Below are 19,147 nucleotides of genomic sequence, written 5' to 3'. Positions count from 1 at the left end.
GTCAGCGGCGCCGGGGTCACGTCGAAGCTGCCGGTGTCGTAGGTGATCGCGTAGTTGCCGAGGCCCGTGCCCTCCGCCGCCGCCGCGGTGATGGCGTAGGGCGATCCGGCGACGGCCGCGTCGGCTGCCGCCCCGGCGCTGGTCAGCGCCAGCGAGGTCACCGCGTCACTGAACAGAAGCCCCGTGGCGACGAACTCGGTGCCGTCGAAGGTGAAGAGCTCGCCGTAGGTCTTGGACTGGTCCTCCGGCGTGATCGTCAGCGGCGCCGGGGTGACCTCCATGGATCCGTCCTGAACGGTCAGCACGTAATTCGCGAGACCGGTGCCATCGGCGACGGTGCCGGTTATCGCATAGGGCGAGCCGGCCACCGGCGCATCCGCCGCGGCGCCGGCGCTGGCTAGGTCCATTTGCGTCACGGCGTCGGAGAAGAGGAAGCCCGAGGTGGTGAACTCCGTCCCGGCAAAGCTGAAGGCGGTGCCGTATTGCTTGCTCTGGTCCTCGATGGTGATCGTTCCGGGTATCGGCTGCACGTCCAGCGACCCGGTGCCGTAGGTGATGTCGTAGTTGCCAAGGCCGGTGCCGAGGGCGTTCGAGGCAAGAATGTCGTAGGGCGACAGCGCGACGCCCGCGGTGTCGACCGCGCCGGTGCTCGACAGGGTCACAGTGTCGACGGTGTCGGCATATTGCAGGCCGGACGCGGTGAAATCGGTGCCGTTGAAGGTCAGGGTCTGGCCGTAATCCTTGGTCTGGTCGTCCGGCGTCACGGTCAGCGGCGCGGGCGTGATCTCGGCCTCGGCGGTGGAGGACACCGCCCGGTAGTCCTGCCCGAGGGCGCTGGTGAAGGGCCCCGGCGAGATGCTCACGCTTTGCGTGCCCACCGTGTTGTCCGAGAAGACCGGCGCGTCGAAGGCGGTCGAGGTGTCGAGCGTATCGCCCGGCGTGTCGAAAACATAAAGCGCCGGTCCGCCGAAGACCGAGCCGGTGATCGGGGTCGTCTCGGCGGTGCCGTAGGTCAGGGTGACGGGGTCGGGCCGGGCAAAGACCACCGGGTCGATGGTGTAGAGCGCCGGCAGGTTGCCCGCGTCGCCCGGTGCCCAGACGGTTTCGAAATCCCAGCCCGCAGCGCCTGCGGTGGCCAGGAAGCCGTCGGTGTCTTGGATCTCGCCCAGTGTCAGGCCGGTGCCGTAGTCGCCCGGCGCGCCGTCGTCCGGCTGGCCCGTGGTATCGAGGTCCCAGAAGCCGCCCGTCACGGGTGTGGTCGGCCCCGAGGTCAAGCCGTCGAAATCGAAGTTCAGGCCGATGAGCCCGCCCGAGGCGCTGGTACCCGATCCGCCGAAGGTCACCGCCGTGCTGGCAAAGCCGTTGGTGATCGTGCCGCCGGAGGTGGCGCCCACCAGTCCGCCGACGCTCAGCTGCGTGTTCGACACGGCATTGACCGACGGACCGGCCGCGTAGCTGTCGGTGATCGCACCGTCAAGATTGGCGCCGGTGTGCCCGCCGACCAGAAGGGTGAAAAAATCGCCGACGGCATCGACCGGGCCGCGCGCCGCGGTGCGGACGATCTGTGCGATGTTGTAGCCGGCGAAGCCGCCGACGTAGGCATCGGCCCCCCCGAATTCCGAGGCAAACCCGCCTTCGGTCAGGTCTACCGCGCCTTCGGCGTAGCTGTCCGAGATGCTGCCTTCGTTTCCGCCGACAAAGCCGCCGACGCTGTTGTCGTCGTCGACCGAGAGCGTGGCAGTCACCGACCCGGTGGCGAAGGATTCCGTGATGCTGCCGATCCGCCCGCTGGAATCCGTCGCCGGCACGTTGGCTCCGGCAAAACCGCCCACGTCGAACGGCGTCACCGCCGAGGTGACCACAACGTTGCCGCTGGCCTGCCCCTGCGAAATCGGCGCGATATTCTCGCCGATCAGGCCGCCGACCCGACCCTGCGTCGCCTCGATCGCGCCGCCGGTGGCGGTCACGGTCACGTCGCCCGAGGCCTGCACGTTGCTGATCGGCTCGGTCGCCGCAGAGTTCAGCGAAGACCCGATCAGGCCGCCGACCACCGGCGCGCCGCCGCTTTCCACAGTGACATTGCCGCTGGCAGAGGAGTCGAGGATCGACACGCTCGCCTCTCCGACCAGCCCGCCGGCGCTCACCAGCTCGTCGCCGGTCATGACCACGTCGATGTCGACGGCAGCCTGGGAATTGCTGATCGCATCGGTGCTCAGCCCGCGTCCGACAAGCCCGCCGACCTGGGTGATGCCCTGGCCCGTGACGCTGATCGTGCCGGTCGCGGTGCTGTCGGAGACAAGGCCGAGGTCACTGCCGACGATCCCGCCGATGGACCGCTCGTTGGTGCCGCTCGTGCCGCCGTTGGCGGCGATGGAGCCGTTGAAGGTGCCGCCGGAAATCGTGCCATCGAAGAGGTAGCCCGCCAGGCCTCCGATGTACTGGAAAATCTCGCTGGTGATGTCTGAGTCGATCGTGCCGGTGAAGGAGGAATTGGTCAGGTCGCTCTGTTGCAGCTCGCCCGCGATCCCGCCGACGTAATCGGCATCAGCAACGGCGTCCCCGACCCGTCCGGTCACTGTGATCGTGTCGAAGGTGGAATTGATCGCCTCGGCCGCCAGAGCGCCAACCTGCGGCCCGCCCTGGATGTCGACATTGGTCAGGGCCAGATCGGTGACCGTTGCGCCTCGGGTCAGGCCGAACAAGCCCGCGTTGTCGACCAGTGTCGATTCCGCCTGATCGGTGTCGATGAAGAGCCCGTCGACGGCAAAGCCCTGCCCGTCGAGCGTACCGGAAAACCCGGTGAATCCGAGACCCTGGATCGGCTTGAAGCCCGCCGGGCTGGACAGGCCCGCGGTCCAGTTCGCCGTGCCGGTCGCGTCGATGGTGTTGGCGATCACGAAGTTCTGGTCGAGCAGGCTTTGCGATCCCACGCCCTGCAGCCCGAAGATATCCGTGAGCCGGTAGGGGGTCGCCACCGAACCGTCGCCGCCCGCGGCGCGCAGGAAGGTGGCGCTGTCGGACATTTCGAAATTCGTTGCGGAAAACGCCGACAGCACCGGCGCGTTCTGCGTCCAGCTGCCACCGTTCAGGGAAAACGACTGGACCGCGACCGTGCCGCCGCCGCCGTTCTCGACCACATCAGCCGTGGCGACCGACAGGTTCGTGGCTGTGGCCGACAGGCTGCCCACGGTCACGTCGGCTCCGGTAAAGAAAGAGATATTCCCCGGCGCGGTGAGCACCAGGCTCCCGCTGGGACTCGTCACCGGCTGGTTCACGTCGATATTGTTGTTGGAATTCAGCGTCAGGGTCGAGGCCAGCAGCCAGTCGATCGGCGCGTCGACGGTGATGTTGCCCGCGCCGCCGCGTCCGTCGCCCGGCGTGCCGGTGCTGACCACGACATCGCCCATCTCGAGATTGACCTCGAGGTCGTTGACGTTGATGACCGAGGTGCCCGCCGTAAAGGTGCCGTCGGGACCGAAGTTACCGTCGCTGTCCTCGTATCCCGGCGTGGTCGGGTCGATGTCCTGGATCGTCACATCTACCGGGTCAAGAAGCAACGTCCCCGACCGGCCCTGCGGCGCCCGGGTGTCGACCAGACCGCTGAAGGCCAGCACCTGCTTGCCCGACACTTCGACAAAGCCGCCGTCGCCGCCGGTATCGCCGCCGCGTGCGCCAATGCTGCCGCTGAATTGTGTGTAGAGGTCGGACCAAAGGATGATCCGCCCGCCGTCGCCATTGCCTTCGGCATTGGCGGTGATCGTCGTGTCGGCGTCGACCGTCAGACTGCGCGCCGTGGGCAGCGTGCCGCCGCCCTGGTAGTCGCCGCCGATGCGCACGTGACCGCCGCTGGCGCCATCCGCGGAAATCGTCGCCCCGGCCAGGGCGATATCCCGGCCGGTGATGGTGATCTCTCCGCCACCGGGCCGCAGTTGCGGCCGCAGGGAGGTCTCGACCTGGATCGGCGCCCGCCGCACGGGTTGCCGCGCCCTGGTGGTGACGCGGCCGGTCACCTTGACCGACCCGCCTGCCCCGCCGCCCAGAACGATGGCGCCGTTGCGCACCGACACTGACCGCGCCTCGGCCACACCGCTCAGGTTGATGGCCTGCCGGGCGGCGTTGCGCGCCGTTGCCGCGCGCATCTCGATCTGTCCGCCATCCGCGGACAGCTTGCCGGAATTCTCGATCAGGGCTCGCACGCCGGGATCATCCGACTCTGACGGCACTCCGATCTGCAGGAACCGGTCGCCCGACAGGTCGAGCGTGGCCTGTTCGCCCGCCCCCAGCCCGATCCGCCCCAGCGGCACCGTCACGACACCCGAGTTGCTGACCTGCCCGCCCAGCAGCGCGGCATAGCCGCCGCGGCCGATGGTGACGCGCCCGGCGTTCTCCACCGGCGCGGAATTGCCGAGCCCCTCGAACCGCAGGCGGCCCGCCATGAAATCCTCGTTCCGGGTATCGAGGGTCGACGCGACAAAGCCGCCGCCCGCCGTCACCTGCCCGTTCGGTCCGATGAAGATGCCGTTTGGGTTGACCACGAAGACCTGGCCGTTGGCGGTCATCCGCCCGTGAATCTCGCTGGTGGCGCTACCGGTGACGCGGTTGAGGATCGCGCTGGAGCTGGACGGCTGGGAAAAGCCCACGTGCCCGCCCTGCCCTATCGAAAAGCTCTGCCAGTCGACCACGGCGCGGTCGCTGTTCTGGGTAACGGTCATGCTCGACCCGTCGCGCGCGCCGATGTTGACAGAGCCTTCGGCGACGGTGCCGCCGGTTGGCAGCTCCTGCGCCCATCCAACGACGGGCAGAAGCGCGATGGCCCCGATCAGAAGGCCGGTCGAGAAGATCAGGACGACCGGGCGGTCAGAAACGGAAATTGCCTGAAATGCTGAATCGTGTCTCGTCCGAGCCATGATCCCTGTCTCCTTTGGCAAGTTCGATCCTCAACGAATTTGATCGAAATCTGGATTCGGTTTGTGAAATAAGGTCCAGTCCGACGCCGAAGGAATGGGCGCTTTCGTGCCCGAATTCGACCGCCGTCGGCTCTTCGATGGTGACGCCACCGGCGGCCGCAAAAATGTACGGGCTCAGCAGCAGCGGCGTCTGGCCCAGCGTGACCGGAAATTGCCGGGCAAGCTCGGCCCGCGCCAGCCAGCCGCTGTCGCCGCGCAGGTCACCGGACTCGAAGGCCGAAAGATCGCGCGCCCCGCCGATGCTGATCTGCTCCGCCGTCACCAGCGGATCGCCGAAAGAAGTCTGCGCGCGGGCCGAGAGCGACAGCGTCACCCGCTCCGCCAGCGACCTCTGGTGGTATCCGGCCAAGGTCAGCTTGGTGAATTCCGCATCCGCCCCCTGGCGCGACAGCGGCGTCGATCCGGCCGCATCGTCTTCGGTCCGCGCCCCGAAGGCGTCGATGCCGCGCGACAGGACCACGCTCGCCTCGGAAAAGGCGTTGTCCTTGTGGATGTAGTTGGCGCTTGCGCTGAGCCGCAGGACCGTCAGGCGGTCCTCGTAGATCGGCGTCGTGGTGCCGCCGGCGATGAGATCCTGTTCGTCCTGTTGAAAATCCAGCGCCATCTGCGTCGTCAGGTTGTACTGCCGCGACCGGATCCACGGATAGATCAGCCGCACCGACTGGCGGTCGAAATTGGACCGCGTCGGCGTGGTGTCGTCGTCCGGCGTGGTGTCGCTGGTGGTCAACTCGAGGTTGAGGCTCAGCCCCGAGGTTCCCAGCGGCACGACCGTACCGACCGCCAGGATGCGATAGCGCGGATCCTCCGAAAAAATGTCATGCGGCGAGGCGGTGAGCCGTCCATAGAAGGATTCGCCAAATCCGAAGGGGCTGTTGAACTCGACCCCGGCGTTCAGCACGAACCGGCCAAGGTCCTCGGAGGCGAGATTGTCGAAGCCGACAAAGCCGGTGACCTTGCGAAACTCCCCATCCAGCCGCACCACCGTGCCGCCGGGCTGCTGGCCCGCGGTCAGTGCCGATCCCAGCGCCACGCCCGCCGTATCCCCTGCCAGCAGCAGCTGGCGTTCCAGTTCCGGCAGCGCCACGTTCGGCCTGTCCACCAGCGGTGCGGTCAATGCCGCGACCCTCTCGCGCACGTTGGGCGGCAGGCTCGAGGCATCGACCGTCTCGACAAAGCCGTTCACCACCTCGATGCGCAACACGCCGCCGTCGCGCAAAGTCTGCTGTGGCAGCACCACGCGCGACAGCACGTAGCCTGCGTTGGCATAGGCCGCTTCCAGCGCCGTGGTCGCGTCGAAAAGCTCCGATACCTGAATACGTCCACGGGTCAGCCGCGCCTCGACCGCAGCATTCGCCGCCGTCATCTGCGGCAGCGCGCCCTCGATCCGCACACCCGAGAGCGTGATGCCGATCAACTCGGCCCCTTCGGGCGCGAGCGCGTTGGTGGCCCCGGAAAAGACGACCGCGCCATCGAGCCGTTGCAACTCTGGCTGGAAACTATCGGGCGTGACGGAACTCGCAGTCTGGGCAAAGCCGCCTTGCGGCAGCGTCGGGACAAGTAGCAGAAATGCCAGTCTCGTGGAGTGCCGGACCATGTAGTCGGACAGGTGTTTTCCGATCGTCATTCCGGTCGGCTCCATTCAAAAAGTCTTAAATCGCGCGTACTGAAAACGGCAGGACCGGCAGGGAAGGCGCAACCGGACCCGACTAGAACGCTAGGCGCGAAATCCCGGTCATTGCAAGGGTTTTCTATCAGAGCGTGTCTTGCGCACCGGGTATGTTGCGCGGACATCAGGGGCTTTCAAAAGACGGCGCCGTGCTGTCGCAAATGTCCTCTTCGCAACACGGGACGTTGAGACGGTTACGCCTGCCCGATCCAACGGGCATTCCTTGACGCCCAGCGGGGGTGCCGTTTTGGAAGCCGTTCGATGAAGTTTCGGACAGTTTTTGTCGATTGTCACCGCAGTGATACGAACGGCGGGAGCCGTGGCGCCGTCTGATCGGCTGCCGCTCAGCGAATTGACGCTGATCTTCTGTCTTGTTGCCCGGAATCAGCCGCAAGAATCGTTGCGGCAAAGGCACCTAAAGCCTCTCGCATGTCCAGACGAGGCTGAGGGGCAGGTCCCGAGATCAGATTAACTCCGCCAGGAGTCCGACTTCGCCGGTTGCATTTTTATCATTTATAACCAGCGGGTTAGAAAAAATCATGCAATTCCTGCGCCTATTGGTGCTGTGGATAACTTTTCCACAATATTTAGATTCTTCTTGCCGGACTCACACGTTCGTGGCATTTCCTTTCTGACGGCAAAACGCGTCAGACGTGGCTTCGACCGTCAGAACGACAAAGAGCCTTAGCAAAGGCCACGAGAGGCGGCAGAACATGGATGATCGAAATACTGCCTTTGCGCAAGGCGTAGGCTCTTCCGACATCGGCGCATTCGCAGACAGTCTAGCCGAGTCGCTGGACCGGCAGATGAAAGTTGCCTTCGAGCCGGAAGAACGCAAGTCCTTGCGCCGCTTCAGTTCGACCGAGGTTGCCGAGTTGCTGCGTGTGAGTACGTCGAATCTGCGCAACCGCCACAAAGACGGCAGTTTCCCGGACGTTCACACTGACGGTCGCGGACACAGGTTCTACTCGGCAGAGGAAGTTGACGACCTCCGCAACATTCTGGCCCGGACCGGGAAAAACGCTGACGCCTACAGACCCGGCCGCCAAGATGGCGACCGCCTTCAGGTCATTTCGGTCGTGAATTTCAAGGGCGGCAGTTCCAAGACGACGGCGACGATCCACCTGGCACACAGGTATGCCCTGCGCGGCTACCGTGTGCTTGTGCTGGACCTCGACCCGCAAGCCAGTTTGACTACCTTTTTCGGATTCCGGCCTGAGCTCGAATTCGCAGACGGCGGCACCATCTACGACGCATTGAGATACGACGATCAGGTTCCGCTCTCGGAGGTCATCCAGAAAACGTACTTCCACAAGCTCGACATGGTCCCGGCTGGCTTGATGTTGTCCGAATACGAGACAGAGACAGCGAATGCCCTCGCGCGCAGGGTTCAGCCGATTTTCGCAGAGCGTCTTGCTCTGGCGTTGGAGGAAGTCGATTCCGACTATGACATCGTGCTGATCGATTGCCCTCCGCAATTGGGCTTTCTGACATTGACGGCATTGGCCGCGTCCACGGGCTTGCTCGTGACGGTGGTCCCCGGGATGCTCGACATCGCTTCGATGAGCCAGTTTCTCAAACTGGCTTCGGAAACCGTGAAAGCCGTCGAAGAGGCAATTGGACGGCAGGTCACTTGGGACTTCGTAAAGTTCCTGATCACACGCTACGAGCCTTCGGACGGGCCGCAGACGCAGATGGCCGGCTACCTGCGTTCAATCCTTGCGGGCCAGGTCATGACCGAGCCGATGCTCAAGTCGACAGCCATTTCCGATGCCGGCATGACGCAGCAAACCATCTACGAGGTAGACCCGAGCCAGCTCATTCGGAAGACCATCGATCGGGCTTTGACCAGCGTGAATAGCGTTGCCGATGAACTGGAGCAGACGATCCAAATGGCATGGGGACGTCGCTGATGGCCCGAAATATCTTCAACCAACCTCCGAAAGATGAGAAAGAGCCGACAGCCCCCTCCCCTGCCCCGGTCAAAGCCACGAAGCTCCCGGGCTCGGTCGGTGGATTGCGGGACTCTCTCCGGGAGATCACCGCCAATTCAATTCGGGATATCGAGCCCGACCGGATCGATGTGGATGGCCTCCGGGATCGTCTGATCCTGGAAGACAGCAGCATCGAAGAGCTCGCGGAAAGCATTCGGAAGCATGGTCAGCAAGTGCCGATCATGGTTCGCCCCTCGGACCAGCCGGATCGATATCGCATCATCTACGGCCGCCGCAGGCTTGCAGCCATTCGCAGAGTTGGCGGCACCGTCAAAGCGATTGTCCGAACCCTCGACGACGATGCCTCTCTGATCGCGCAAGGTCAGGAAAACAACCTGCGGCTGGATCCGTCCTTTATTGAAAAATCTCTTTTTATCAAAGAGATGCAAGAAGCCGGTTACAAGCCTGGCGTCATCCAGGATGCTCTGGGCCTCACCCGGCAAGGTGTGTCGAACCATCGTGTCGTCATTGAGCAACTGCCGGACGCGCTCGTCCGGCTTATCGGACCGGCTCATGGCGTCGGTCGACGCCAATGGGGTGATCTGGCGGCTCTTTCAGAGAAGGTCCCGCTTGTCGACATTGCGCGCGAGACCCTTGCCTCTTTGCCTGACTCCACACCGAGTTCGGACAGGTTTCAGGCTGTCTATCTCGCGTGCTCCAACAGGACGCGCGGCGCGGCCAACCGAAACGCGCGTGGTCAAACGACCCTGGTAAAGGACGAAAGCGGGCGCCCTGTCGGCACAGTTTCAGTCGATGGCAAATCGGTCGCCATCAAGATCACCCGCAAGGACAACCCGGAATTCGGCCAATGGCTTGAAGAGCGCGCGGACACCACGCTGCGGCAGCTTTTCAAACAATGGCAGAATGAGAGAGGACCGGGGACCTGATCCCCGATCATACCCAGAAACACGAGCAGAGGAGAAAGGCGAAGACCAGAAAGAAAAGAGCCCTCCAAGGTTTCCCCCGGAGAGCCCTCATCATCTGATTAGCACCTGTGATGTAGCAATCTCCGACATAGCAGTCAAGAGTCACCGATTCGGTGGACGACTTTTTATTGCCTTTTCACGCTGGAAAACGCGTGAAGAGCCGGGGAAGATGTGGGCCGGAATGGTCGTCGTTCAACAAACATGGCATTCACAAAACTTTCCGTTCAGACCGTTGGCGTTGCCAAGGGCACCCCAACTACGTCCAAAACTGACATCGACATCTGGGCGGTCTTCCGCGCGCTCCGGGATACGCGCAGCCTGTTCGGCCTCCGTCCAGGACATGTTCAAACGCTCCAAGCAATGCTGAGCTTTCTCAAGCCTGGACATGGAGATACGGTGTTCGCTTCCAATGCCGAAATCTGCCGCCGAATTGGCGGGATCGATGAACGAACCCTCCGTAGGCACATAGATCGCTTTGTCGCGCTCGGGTTCATGGCACGCCACGACAGCTCAAATCGCAAGAGATACCGGGTAAAGTCGTCCGCAGGTCAGAGCATCAGTTTCGGCTTGTCGCTGACACCCTTGCTCACGCGGGCCGACGAACTCCTTTCGGCAGCCCAAGACTTGGAGAACGCGCGTCGGGATCGCGTTTTTTTACGGAAGAAAATCCTGACCAGGCTCGCGCATATCGACGAAGCAGACCCCGAGAACGAACGAACGCTTCAAGTACGTCGCATTCTTCGCAGGAAGCTTTCGATCGCGGAGTATCGTGCATTGTTCGACGAACTCGACGCTCAGTGCAAACAGATGTCCACCGCGGTGGACGCCCCGGAAACGACGCAACTGCCCGCCAATGACGGACAAACTGCCCGCCACCATTCTAAGTCTGAAAAAGAACAAAAAGATCTTGAAAGCCAGAGCGACAGTCAAACACCTTCAGTGCAAACGCTCACCACCGTTTGCGACCAGGCCACATCATTTGCCACGGGCTCCCTCAGGAATTGGAGCGACGCCGAAAGGCATGCACGAACACTCGCACCAATGATGGGAATCCACGAAAACACCTTCGAAAGCGCTGCTCGAAAGATTGGCTCTCGAAAAGCGACATGCGCCATCTTCGTCATTCTTCAGATGAGCAATCGCATTCGAGATATTGGCGCGTACTTCCACAGCATCACGCTTGGTCGAAGAGAAGCTGATTTCAGTCCAAAAGTGTTGTTGGAAAGGCTTTCCCGTACCGGGACGGCCCCTGCATGACGTCCACCGCGGTGGACATGCCGAGCGGAAAAAGGACTGTGACAAAGATTCCGGGAAGCGAGAAACGCACGTTCGAAATCCCCTCTTCTGAAGCCGAGGCCACTAAAGAGGGAACCGTCCCTCTAGCGCAACACGCGGCGCTGCGCGGAAAGGGTCAGAGCGATGAAAGGATCACGGCGGCGTTCTTCGTCGCAGAGCAGGTGGTCGTACACCCCCTGAAACGCGCCGGCGTAGCCCACTCCCTGCGCCAGGGATGTGCCGAGGACGACATGGCGCTGGATGATCTGACGGCCATCACGGCCAGTCTGGATCACGAGCGCCGGTCTCACGCACGTGAGGCGATCCGGAACAAGGAGTCCCATCAGGTTCGGCGCAAGGTTACGGAAAAATCGGTGCGTGCCTTTGCCCGTTATCCCGTCTTTGTCGGCATCGTGGCCGACAAGGCGGCAGGTCGTCCCATGTTGCGCGACCAATGTCAGGACGACGATGGCGTTTCGTTTGAGGTCGCTTCCCTGCGCGATCGCCGTGTCAGTGAGAACGTTCAGGTCAAAGCCAATGCGCCAGCTGCCGAAGAATGGAGCTCACATTCCACCTGCCCTATGCCGACGGCCACGGTTTTCGGTGGCCGGGCGGATACCCGGCGTCAATCACGGATGAAGAAGGCGTCGGCAGTGCAAAGTTTCTCATCACGGTTCGGACGACTGATGAAGACTCCGCAGGTCGGGAAGAGTTCCCGAATAGATCGACGCGCGCCTTGGCGCGTTGGAAGAAGAAATGGAGACGCGCGACCTCGGTTCTTCGGTGCGAAAGAACTCGTTCGGTCAGGGATCTTTGTGACGCTTGATCGCTATGGCGAGCTTGACGTCTTTCCGGGCTTTGTGCGGCTCGGGGATGAGCATCGCGAAGATGAAGATGTCCACAGCTGTGAACAAGCGGAAGCGGGCAGGGCGTCCAGCGCTCAGCGAATCGCCACGTGGATTTTTTCGTCTATGGAACGGCCTTCACGCCTGCTGGTCCGACGCTTGGCGCGAGCACGCCCGACGAAGAGGACGTTGGTGCATTGAGCCCCTTGTCTTCCTGGGCGCCGCGCATCGGGTCGTTCGACGCATGACGGTTTCGAATTTCGCTGGCGCGCGTGGCCGGCAGGGGCAGGACGTGTTCGATTTGGAACGGTGGTCTCTAGAAGCGCAGAGGCTCCTGGTCGCGGTCCGAGTTGGCCTTTCACCTGAAACCGTGCCGGTCATGTCCTTTCGGGGTTGGCCACTGCGGCATGTATGATGATCGCGCGGAAGAGCCGATATTCGGCCCCCATTGTCCCGAAGACCTGGATCGCAATTCTCCGACTTTGCCTTGCCGATTTCACGGCCCGTTGGATGGTGACGAGTTTCGCAGAGCCACCGATGATACCCTGTCCGACCGTTGGGGTAAGGGGGGCCAAGAAACTTGAACGACATGCCGTGGCGGATGCAGAAAATCCCAATGATTGGGCGGGCGGCGAGAGCAGGGGGATCTGTGGGGCGCGAGGTTCTGACTGAACGGCAACGCTGTGCCTCGCCGCCGAAAATAAACGAACGGCCACGAATGTCTCTGAAAGCCCGGCGAGACGATCATGACATTCTCGATACACCGATCCTCCGGCAGGCGCTAACCATCATCGCTCCATAGTGCGATCAGTTGGCCCAGGGCCCGATGTTGCAGTATTTTCCGCTGACGAGCGGCATCGGCCGGTTCGATGCGCGATCTCGGTCTAGCTCGCGTTTAACGCGAGAGCCGTCCGCCGACCGAAAAGCCGCGAGACAACAGCAGTCCCACAAATACCGACCCGTTCAGGTTCAAAAACACCGGTAGGAACCTTATGAACTCCGGCTTGTTTCTGGCAAAGAGCCTGAATCTCATGGTTTTCAGCAATCCGGCATCGACAACAGCGATGGAATTGACCTGTTTCCGAGCATATTCGACAATGACTGATAATGCAAACTTATTGGACATGAATGGAACCAGAAGAGTGGGGCGGTTTGTGCATCATATTGTGGACGAAAGCGCCGCAAGAGACTAGTGTTGTGGCATGATATTCCAGCCCGCCATGATCTCGGACGACCTGCCAAAACTACAGCAGCTGCCTGCCTGGATCACCTCAGGACGTGCCGAAACTCCTGAGGATGTAGCTTTTTTGTCGGGGGCGGCACTTGGCCATCTCCATCTTGTGCTGAGACACGAGGATGTCCCCCAGACCTTGCTACGGGCGCGGCTGGCGCTGCGCACTGCGGAAGCGTGTGTGACGCACCAGGGACGCCCGGAACGGGCGTCGGAGCTGCGTGATGCGGTGGCATTCTTGCAGCCCGGCGACAGCCCCGGACCGGCGGGAGAGGTCTGCCTGTCCTGGCAGCGCGCGGTCGAACGCCCGGTTTCGACCAAGGCGCTGCAGCGGGCGTTGCCTGATGTTGAAGCGGAGCAGATCGCAACGTGGCTCGATGTCGGGCAGGGAGCGCCGGTCCCGCGTGCCGCGGCCGTACTCCAAGCCTTGATCGAGGATCGTCCGCGGGATGCCACTACGGCGTTGATCTTGGCTGACGCGGCTTTGGCGCAAGGGCTCGGATGGTCTTATGTCCTGCCGCTTCTGGCGCTCGGACTAAAACGGGTCGATTTGCGGAAGAGCGGCGCAGACATGCAAATGGCCTGTCATCGGGCGATCGCGGCGGCAGCGACCGAAGCGACCAGAGATGCCACTGATCTTGCCCGCCGTGTGGCGCGTTTGAAGGAGGTCGCGCCAAAGCTCCGGGCGAAAGGATCCGATGAGGCTTTGGTACTGTTCCTGAGCCGCGACGCGGTCGCGCCGGCGTCGCTCGTCTCGCTGCGTTCCGATCGCGCGGCACGTCGGTTCTGCGACCGGCTGGTTGAGTTGGGCGCCGTGCGCGAGCTGACCGGGCGCGACACCTTCCGGCTCTATGGGGTCTGAGTGATGGCCAAAGATCACACAGATCAGACGCTCGACCGGGAGTTGGACGACCTGCCCGCCGAGTTGCGCTGGCGCGAATGGATGCGGCGGATCGAGGCGGTGCTCTTCGCCAGCGCCTCGCCGGTACCGTGCGAGGACCTCGGCCGCGTGGTGGGGCAGGGCGCGTCGGTCGACCTCCTGATTGAAGACCTTATCGCCGATCTTGAAGGACGGTCGTTCGAGGTGGCCCGCGTTGCCGACGGCTGGATGCTGCGCACCCGGCCGGTCTATGCGGCGGCGATCCGGGCGGCTGCGGATGTGGGCGGGCAGGACCTCGACCTGCGCGAGTACGATATCGCGGTCCTGGCCGCCATCGCCTATCACCAGCCGATCACTCGGGACGGGCTGAGGGACATCTTCGGCAAGGAGATCAGCCGAGATCTGATCGGCCGGCTGCATGCCCGCGGCCTGATCGGCACCGGCCCGCGGTCGCCGCGGCGCGGGGCGCCCTATACCTACGTGACGACGGATCAGTTCCTGGTCGCCTTCGATCTGGAGTCGCTGCAAGAGCTGCCGGATCGGGAGCAGCTGGAAGATGCGGGCGTGTTGTCCGAGACTGGGACATGAGCCTGTGGTGTGAACCGAATCCGACGCCGGCCTCGACTATTTCTCGGTGCCGGCGCGCGCGGTCAGATTGGTTCAAGCGTGGTCCATATGTCATCGACGACCTGCGCAAGGCTCATGCCTTCGATCTCGGTCGCCTCGGAATAGGCGTGCCACTGTGCGGACTTTGTTGGGTCGGTGGCGAACTCCTGGGAAAGGCCTGGCGGTCGCTCTTTCGGGACTTCCGTCGTACGCCGCTCAAAGGTCTTCTCGATGCTGGCCAGCAAGTCCTCCGGATCGAGATCGACGGCCTTCGGCAGCGCCCATAGGTCGTAGTAGTCCTTCATCCGACCATTGATGACACCGAGCGCGACGACCGCCTGGCACTTCTCCGCGATGACCGTCTCAGGGAGTAGGCGCGTACCGATGCCGAGGGATAGTCGAGCAGAGAACCGTAGTCGAGCATGTAGTCGGCGTTTCCAAGCGCGTCTCCGAATCCGACATTGATCGTGATCGGGATCCGCGTCTTCTCGAGATACGCGGCCGTCTTCAGGCGCATGACAGCAGTGGGGGTGTCATGCTGCGCGGGTCGAAAGCCACTCTTTTGCACACTCTACAGCGTATAAAAATCATCTATTCTCTGAAGCGTATAAAATCAGTTGATACGCCAAGGCGCATATTGACTGTCTATTCGCTTAGGCGTATTTCTGTTGAATGAGCGACCTGGCCCGCACACCAAAACAGATCGGCACTCTGATCCAGCGGGCGCGCAAGAAGCGCGACTGGACACAGCAGCAACTTGCCGAACGCGCCGGGCTGCGGCAAGCGACGATCTCGACCATCGAGAGCGGCGAGAAGCCTGCAAAGCTGGATACCATCCTCGCTGTTCTTGCCGCCCTCGATCTGGAATTCCGGATCGGCGCGCGGTCCAAGGGTGATGCCAGCGACATCGAAAAGATCTTCTGATGGGGCGGCGGCCGGCCTATGCGCCTTTACGGGTCTACATGAACAATCGCCGCATCGGCACTCTGAGCCGAGAGGCTAGCGGAGCCATCGGGTTTTCCTACGTCGAGGACTGGCTGGAATGGGAGCATGCCATGCCGGTCTCCTTGTCGCTGCCGTTGCGCGAGACGCCTTATCGGGGCGAACCCGTCATGGCCGTCTTCGAAAACCTGCTGCCGGATTCGGACCACCTCCGCCGCCTTGTCGCCGAAAAGGTTGGCGCGCGTGGGATCGATGCCTACAACCTGCTGACCAAGATCGGACATGATTGCGTGGGCGCGCTCCAGTTCATCGCCGGCGAAGACGAGGCCCCGGACGCGACCGGCCAGATCGAGGGCGAACCGGTTGACGCGGCTGCCGTCGAAAAGCTCCTGAATGGGCTGAGTCAGGCGCCACTTGGCCTATCCAGTGACGACGCGTTCCGGATTTCCATCGCTGGCGCGCAGGAAAAGACCGCGTTGCTGCGGCATGAAGGGCAGTGGATCAAGCCGCATGGCGCCACGCCGACAACACATCTGTTCAAGATGCAAATCGGGAAACTGCCCGGAGGCATCGACCTGTCGGACAGTGTCGAGAACGAGTACTTTTGCCTGAAACTCACCGAAGCCTTCGGTCTGCCGGTGAACACCGCAACGATCGAGACCTTCGGCGAAACCAAGGCGCTGGTCATCGAACGTTTTGACCGCCGCTGGACAAAGGATGGCCGGCTATTACGCCTGCCGCAGGAAGATTGCTGTCAGGCGCTGTCCGTTCCGCCAACGCTTAAATACCAGAACGAGGGCGGGCCGGGGATGGTCGATGTCCTGAACCTGCTCCAGGGCAGCGACATGGCAATCGAGGATCAGGAAACCTTCCTCAAAGCTCAGATCATCTTCTGGCTGATGGGCGCGACAGACGCCCATGCCAAGAATTTCAGCGTGTTCCTAAGCCCTGGAGGCAGTTACCGCATGACTCCGCTCTACGACATTGTGACCGCGCAGGGAGCGTTGGATGCGCGCCAGATCAAACGCAAACAGATGAAGATGGCGATGTCGGTCGGGAACAGCCGACACTACCGATTTGACCAGATCCATGGCCGACATTTCGTTCAAACCGCCATGCGCGCAGGCCTGTCGCGGAAACGTATCGTGGCCTTGATCGAAGAGGTCGAATCACGTGCCTGTGACGCCCTCGATGTTGCGGCGAATACCCTGCCGGACGGGTTTCGGCCAGCAATTTTCGACAGTGTCAGCGAAGCTTTAATGGGGCGGCTTGGCGGCCTGAGGCTATCCGGCATCCTGTGATGGGGAATTTTTAAACGACCAGTCGAAGATGTTTTTCTCAGTTGCCTGAATTGCAATCTGTGCCAGCTCTCCGTGCTCCGCAATCATCGCTCGGGTCGTCTGAATAGCAGAGGCCAGTGGCTTTTGCTCTGCGTTCTTGATGCCTAGTGCTTGGACATGAAAAAAGGTGACCCTGACCAGCAATCGCGCCAGCACGAGCCGCTCTGCCGCGTGGCTTCGCTGCACTGCCAGGACCGACCTTCGAAACGTCATGCGACGGATTCCGCCCGGTCTAGCCAGTTTCCTGCACCGCATTCCCTCGGCGCGGATCGGCAGGCTGCAAATCAAAGCTTATGTCAGTGTTCGAAATTCGGGGGTCGTTCAATCGGACGCGTTCGACCCGATTTCAAGGCCGCGCGTCGATGATCCGGGACGCGACCCCGATGATCTGGTCTTCGCGACCCTGGAGCGTGTCCGCCAGCGCTTCGGCCAGAGAGCTTACGCTTTCGTCGCGCGGGCGGCGCATATCGAAAAGCGGTTCTTTCGACAGGATCGCGATAACTTCGGATTTGCCGTAATCTCCTTCTGTCACCTGCATCGCCAACCGCTTGGGATCGGCGCCGAACTCGTCAAGCGACCACAGCACACGGATGCGGCGCAGGCCGTTTTGCACCTCGCCCAGGTCGTCGACCAAATGGTCCGTGCGGTTGATATTGGGCAGGACATGAAAGACCTTGCCGGTGTTGTCCACCACCATCACCCAGAGCGAGGCGCCGGTGATGTCGGCGGGCAGCTGGATGTCGACTACGGGGTTCTCGTCGGTGCGGAACACGCCAGTAAGCGCCGCCTCTCCGGTGTCGCCGCGCCCCAGCCAGATCGACACGGCGCCCGGCGGCGCGGGCGGCAGCACCGCGCGGATGGCGCAGAGGTCCTCGTTCAGGACGGTGACCAGGGGGCGCAGGCTGCGGTCACCGATCATCGGCGCCAGCGCGGCTTCGATGGCCTGCACATCGGTAGCGTCGGCCACGTCGCCCGTTACGGTGACGGTGTCCAAAAGCGCATAGGGGGCGTCTTCCGTCCGTTGCTGGCGCAAGGGGCCGCAGGTGGCCAGTTGGACCAGAACAGGGTCGAGCGCGGCGGGGTCGAGCTTTTCGGGGCCGGCCAGCAGATCGGTGCTCAGCGTCATGCCCGTCGCGGCCTGCCATTCGGCGAGCGATGCATCCAGCGCGTCGCGCGTGGTGATGTCCGGCGCGAGGCCGGAGACCCTGGCGCTGGCGTCACTCACTGCCACGTCCCAGCGGGTCAGGGGCTGCATCAGCGTCAGCAGATCGGCGGCATGGCCGGGCCAGTCGGGAGAGGGCAGGCCGGTAGCGAGGGTCAGCGCGTCGTCCGGTGCCGGGCTGCCGGTGGTTTCGCCAAAGGCGGCGCGCAGCGTGGCGGCGGTCTCGGCGTCTGGCGCGTTGCCCGAGAGGCTGGCGCCTTCGGCGCCGGCGGCGGCGGTCAGCCGGTAGGGGCTGGCGACGGGCAGGGGCTGCGTGCCCAGACCCGACAACACCCCCGACGCCCAGAGCCCGAGACCGGCCACGATCACGACGCCGGCGGCGATCAATGCCTTGGGCGCGCCCCTTGAGGTCTTGCCGCCGGGCACCTTGGTGGTCGGGTGGCTATCGGGTTTCAGCCAGGAATCGAGCCGCTCCAGCGCCGCGGACGCGGTCGCGGGCCGGTCGGCCGGGTCGGGGGCGGTCAGCCAGTCGATAAGGTCCCGCAGCGGCGCGCCGATGCCGGAGGTGTCGAGCGCATCGCGCTTGAACCGCACCACCGCGCCCGGATTGGTGCCGACATCCGGCACCTCGCGCCGGGCCACGGCCAGCAGCGACGCGCCGAGCGCGTAGAGGTCGGTCCGGAAATCGGCATGGCCTTCAAGCTGTTCGGGCGCGGCATATTCGTACTTTCCGGCAAAGTTCGTGCCGACGATGGTGCGCGCGCCGGTGGCCGTGTCCTTGGCGATGCCGAAGTCGATGATCGTCGCCCGCTCGGGCGCGCCGCCGCGCAGGATGATGTTGTCGGGCGACAGGTCGCGGTGCACGATGCCCTGCGCGTGGGTCGCCACCAGGCCGCTCAGCACCCGGTGCGCCACGATCAGCAATTCGCGTTCCTCGACCCGGCGGTCGAACATCAGCTTGCTGAGCGGCACGCCCTCGACATAGTCCATGACGAGGAAAACATGGCCTTCGTCCGTGCGCGAGCATTCGGAGTAGCGCACAACCGAATCGTGCATGATGCTGCGCATCTGCTCTTCGCGCTTCATGAGCTCGACATAGTCGGAATTGCCCGAGAACCGCGCGTTCAGCGCCTTGATGGCCAAGGTTCGCTCGGAGATCTGGTTGAAGGCCAGGTAGACCTCTCCGGTGCCGCCGCGGCCCAGGATTCCGCGGATTTCATAGGTGTTGTTCAGCACCTGGCCGGGCCGGAAAATATCCGAAGGCTGCGGATCGATCATCGAAAACCCTCTCTGCCCGTGGGCCTATCAAAACT

General features: G+C 63.0%; 14 protein-coding genes. 8 read left to right on the top strand and 6 right to left on the bottom strand.

Annotated elements, in window-relative coordinates:
* On the bottom strand, positions 1 to 4,907 hold a 4,907-nt coding region (locus DU478_RS20830), incomplete at its 3' end, for a beta strand repeat-containing protein (protein WP_114512798.1).
* A complete protein-coding gene (locus DU478_RS20825; protein ID WP_114512797.1) occupies positions 4,858 to 6,591 on the bottom strand; it encodes a ShlB/FhaC/HecB family hemolysin secretion/activation protein in 1,734 nt (577 codons plus the stop codon). The genes DU478_RS20830 and DU478_RS20825, both read right to left, overlap by 50 nt.
* 755 nt (positions 6,592 to 7,346) lie before the next feature.
* Between DU478_RS20825 and repA the strand changes: the two genes are divergently transcribed.
* The 4 genes from repA to DU478_RS22755 all read left to right on the top strand — a co-directional run bounded on the left by repA (position 7,347) and on the right by DU478_RS22755 (position 11,874).
* Positions 7,347 to 8,546 carry a plasmid partitioning protein RepA gene (gene repA / locus DU478_RS20820; RefSeq protein WP_114512796.1) on the top strand — a complete coding sequence of 400 codons (1,200 nt, stop codon included), beginning with the start codon at positions 7,347 to 7,349 and terminating at the stop codon, positions 8,544 to 8,546.
* A complete protein-coding gene (gene repB, locus DU478_RS20815) occupies positions 8,546 to 9,514 on the top strand; it encodes a plasmid partitioning protein RepB (protein WP_233501499.1) in 969 nt (322 codons plus the stop codon). The genes repA and repB overlap by 1 nt, the downstream gene beginning before the upstream one ends.
* A gap of 240 nt (positions 9,515 to 9,754) precedes the next feature.
* Positions 9,755 to 10,810, top strand: a complete 1,056-nt coding sequence (gene repC, locus DU478_RS20810; protein ID WP_114512794.1) for a plasmid replication protein RepC — start codon at positions 9,755 to 9,757, stop codon at positions 10,808 to 10,810.
* A complete protein-coding gene (locus DU478_RS22755) occupies positions 10,807 to 11,874 on the top strand; it encodes a hypothetical protein (protein WP_147276396.1) in 1,068 nt (355 codons plus the stop codon). Before repC ends, DU478_RS22755 begins: the two co-directional genes overlap by 4 nt.
* Before the next feature lie 694 nt (positions 11,875 to 12,568).
* On the opposite strand, the gene DU478_RS22750 is transcribed toward DU478_RS22755, so the two are convergent.
* A complete protein-coding gene (locus tag DU478_RS22750; protein WP_147276395.1) occupies positions 12,569 to 12,799 on the bottom strand; it encodes a hypothetical protein in 231 nt (76 codons plus the stop codon).
* A gap of 76 nt (positions 12,800 to 12,875) precedes the next feature.
* Here DU478_RS22750 and DU478_RS20800 point away from each other — a divergent pair, with 76 nt between their 5' ends.
* Together DU478_RS20800 and scpB are read left to right on the top strand one after the other, a co-directional pair.
* A complete protein-coding gene (locus DU478_RS20800; RefSeq protein ID WP_114512792.1) occupies positions 12,876 to 13,766 on the top strand; it encodes a DUF1403 family protein in 891 nt (296 codons plus the stop codon).
* A gap of 3 nt (positions 13,767 to 13,769) precedes the next feature.
* A complete protein-coding gene (gene scpB, locus DU478_RS20795) occupies positions 13,770 to 14,372 on the top strand; it encodes an SMC-Scp complex subunit ScpB (protein ID WP_114512791.1) in 603 nt (200 codons plus the stop codon).
* 62 nt (positions 14,373 to 14,434) lie between these two features.
* On the opposite strand, the gene DU478_RS20790 is transcribed toward scpB, so the two are convergent.
* Positions 14,435 to 14,746 carry a nucleotidyl transferase AbiEii/AbiGii toxin family protein gene (locus tag DU478_RS20790; protein ID WP_267897124.1) on the bottom strand — a complete coding sequence of 104 codons (312 nt, stop codon included), beginning with the start codon at positions 14,744 to 14,746 and terminating at the stop codon, positions 14,435 to 14,437.
* Positions 14,747 to 15,062: 316 nt separating this feature from the next.
* Between DU478_RS20790 and DU478_RS20785 the strand changes: the two genes are divergently transcribed.
* Positions 15,063 to 15,314, top strand: a complete 252-nt coding sequence (locus tag DU478_RS20785; protein ID WP_114512789.1) for a helix-turn-helix domain-containing protein — start codon at positions 15,063 to 15,065, stop codon at positions 15,312 to 15,314.
* Entirely contained in the window at positions 15,314 to 16,633 is a 1,320-nt protein-coding gene (locus DU478_RS20780; protein ID WP_114512788.1) for a type II toxin-antitoxin system HipA family toxin, read from the top strand. The genes DU478_RS20785 and DU478_RS20780 overlap by 1 nt, the downstream gene beginning before the upstream one ends.
* On the opposite strand, the gene DU478_RS20775 is transcribed toward DU478_RS20780, so the two are convergent.
* Both DU478_RS20775 and DU478_RS20770 read right to left on the bottom strand, forming a co-directional pair.
* Positions 16,616 to 16,828 carry a hypothetical protein gene (locus tag DU478_RS20775; protein WP_147276394.1) on the bottom strand — a complete coding sequence of 71 codons (213 nt, stop codon included), beginning with the start codon at positions 16,826 to 16,828 and terminating at the stop codon, positions 16,616 to 16,618. The genes DU478_RS20780 and DU478_RS20775 overlap by 18 nt on opposite strands.
* Before the next feature lie 190 nt (positions 16,829 to 17,018).
* Positions 17,019 to 19,112, bottom strand: coding sequence for a serine/threonine-protein kinase (locus DU478_RS20770; protein WP_114512786.1), 2,094 nt, complete (start codon positions 19,110 to 19,112; stop codon positions 17,019 to 17,021).
* Positions 19,113 to 19,147 lie beyond the last annotated feature (35 nt).

Origin of the sequence: Thalassococcus profundi (assembly GCF_003344785.1) — a bacterium.
In the GTDB taxonomy this organism is placed as follows: Bacteria; Pseudomonadota; Alphaproteobacteria; order Rhodobacterales; family Rhodobacteraceae; genus Puniceibacterium; species Puniceibacterium profundi.
Note: the sequence above shows the minus strand (reverse complement) of the source record. Positions and strands in the feature narration are given on the sequence as shown.

Excerpts from the sequence above, each read along its gene's own strand:
- DU478_RS20825 (WP_114512797.1), bottom strand. The coding sequence starts at position 6,591 with ATGACGATCGGAAAACACCTGTCCGACTACATGGTCCGGCACTCCACG.
- repA (WP_114512796.1), top strand. The coding sequence starts at position 7,347 with ATGGATGATCGAAATACTGCCTTTGCGCAAGGCGTAGGCTCTTCCGAC.
- repB (WP_233501499.1), top strand. The coding sequence starts at position 8,546 with ATGGCCCGAAATATCTTCAACCAACCTCCGAAAGATGAGAAAGAGCCG.
- repC (WP_114512794.1), top strand. The coding sequence starts at position 9,755 with ATGGCATTCACAAAACTTTCCGTTCAGACCGTTGGCGTTGCCAAGGGC.
- DU478_RS22755 (WP_147276396.1), top strand. The coding sequence starts at position 10,807 with ATGACGTCCACCGCGGTGGACATGCCGAGCGGAAAAAGGACTGTGACA.
- DU478_RS22750 (WP_147276395.1), bottom strand. The coding sequence starts at position 12,799 with ATGTCCAATAAGTTTGCATTATCAGTCATTGTCGAATATGCTCGGAAA.
- DU478_RS20800 (WP_114512792.1), top strand. The coding sequence starts at position 12,876 with ATGATATTCCAGCCCGCCATGATCTCGGACGACCTGCCAAAACTACAG.
- scpB (WP_114512791.1), top strand. The coding sequence starts at position 13,770 with ATGGCCAAAGATCACACAGATCAGACGCTCGACCGGGAGTTGGACGAC.
- DU478_RS20785 (WP_114512789.1), top strand. The coding sequence starts at position 15,063 with ATGAGCGACCTGGCCCGCACACCAAAACAGATCGGCACTCTGATCCAG.
- DU478_RS20780 (WP_114512788.1), top strand. The coding sequence starts at position 15,314 with ATGGGGCGGCGGCCGGCCTATGCGCCTTTACGGGTCTACATGAACAAT.
- DU478_RS20770 (WP_114512786.1), bottom strand. The coding sequence starts at position 19,112 with ATGATCGATCCGCAGCCTTCGGATATTTTCCGGCCCGGCCAGGTGCTG.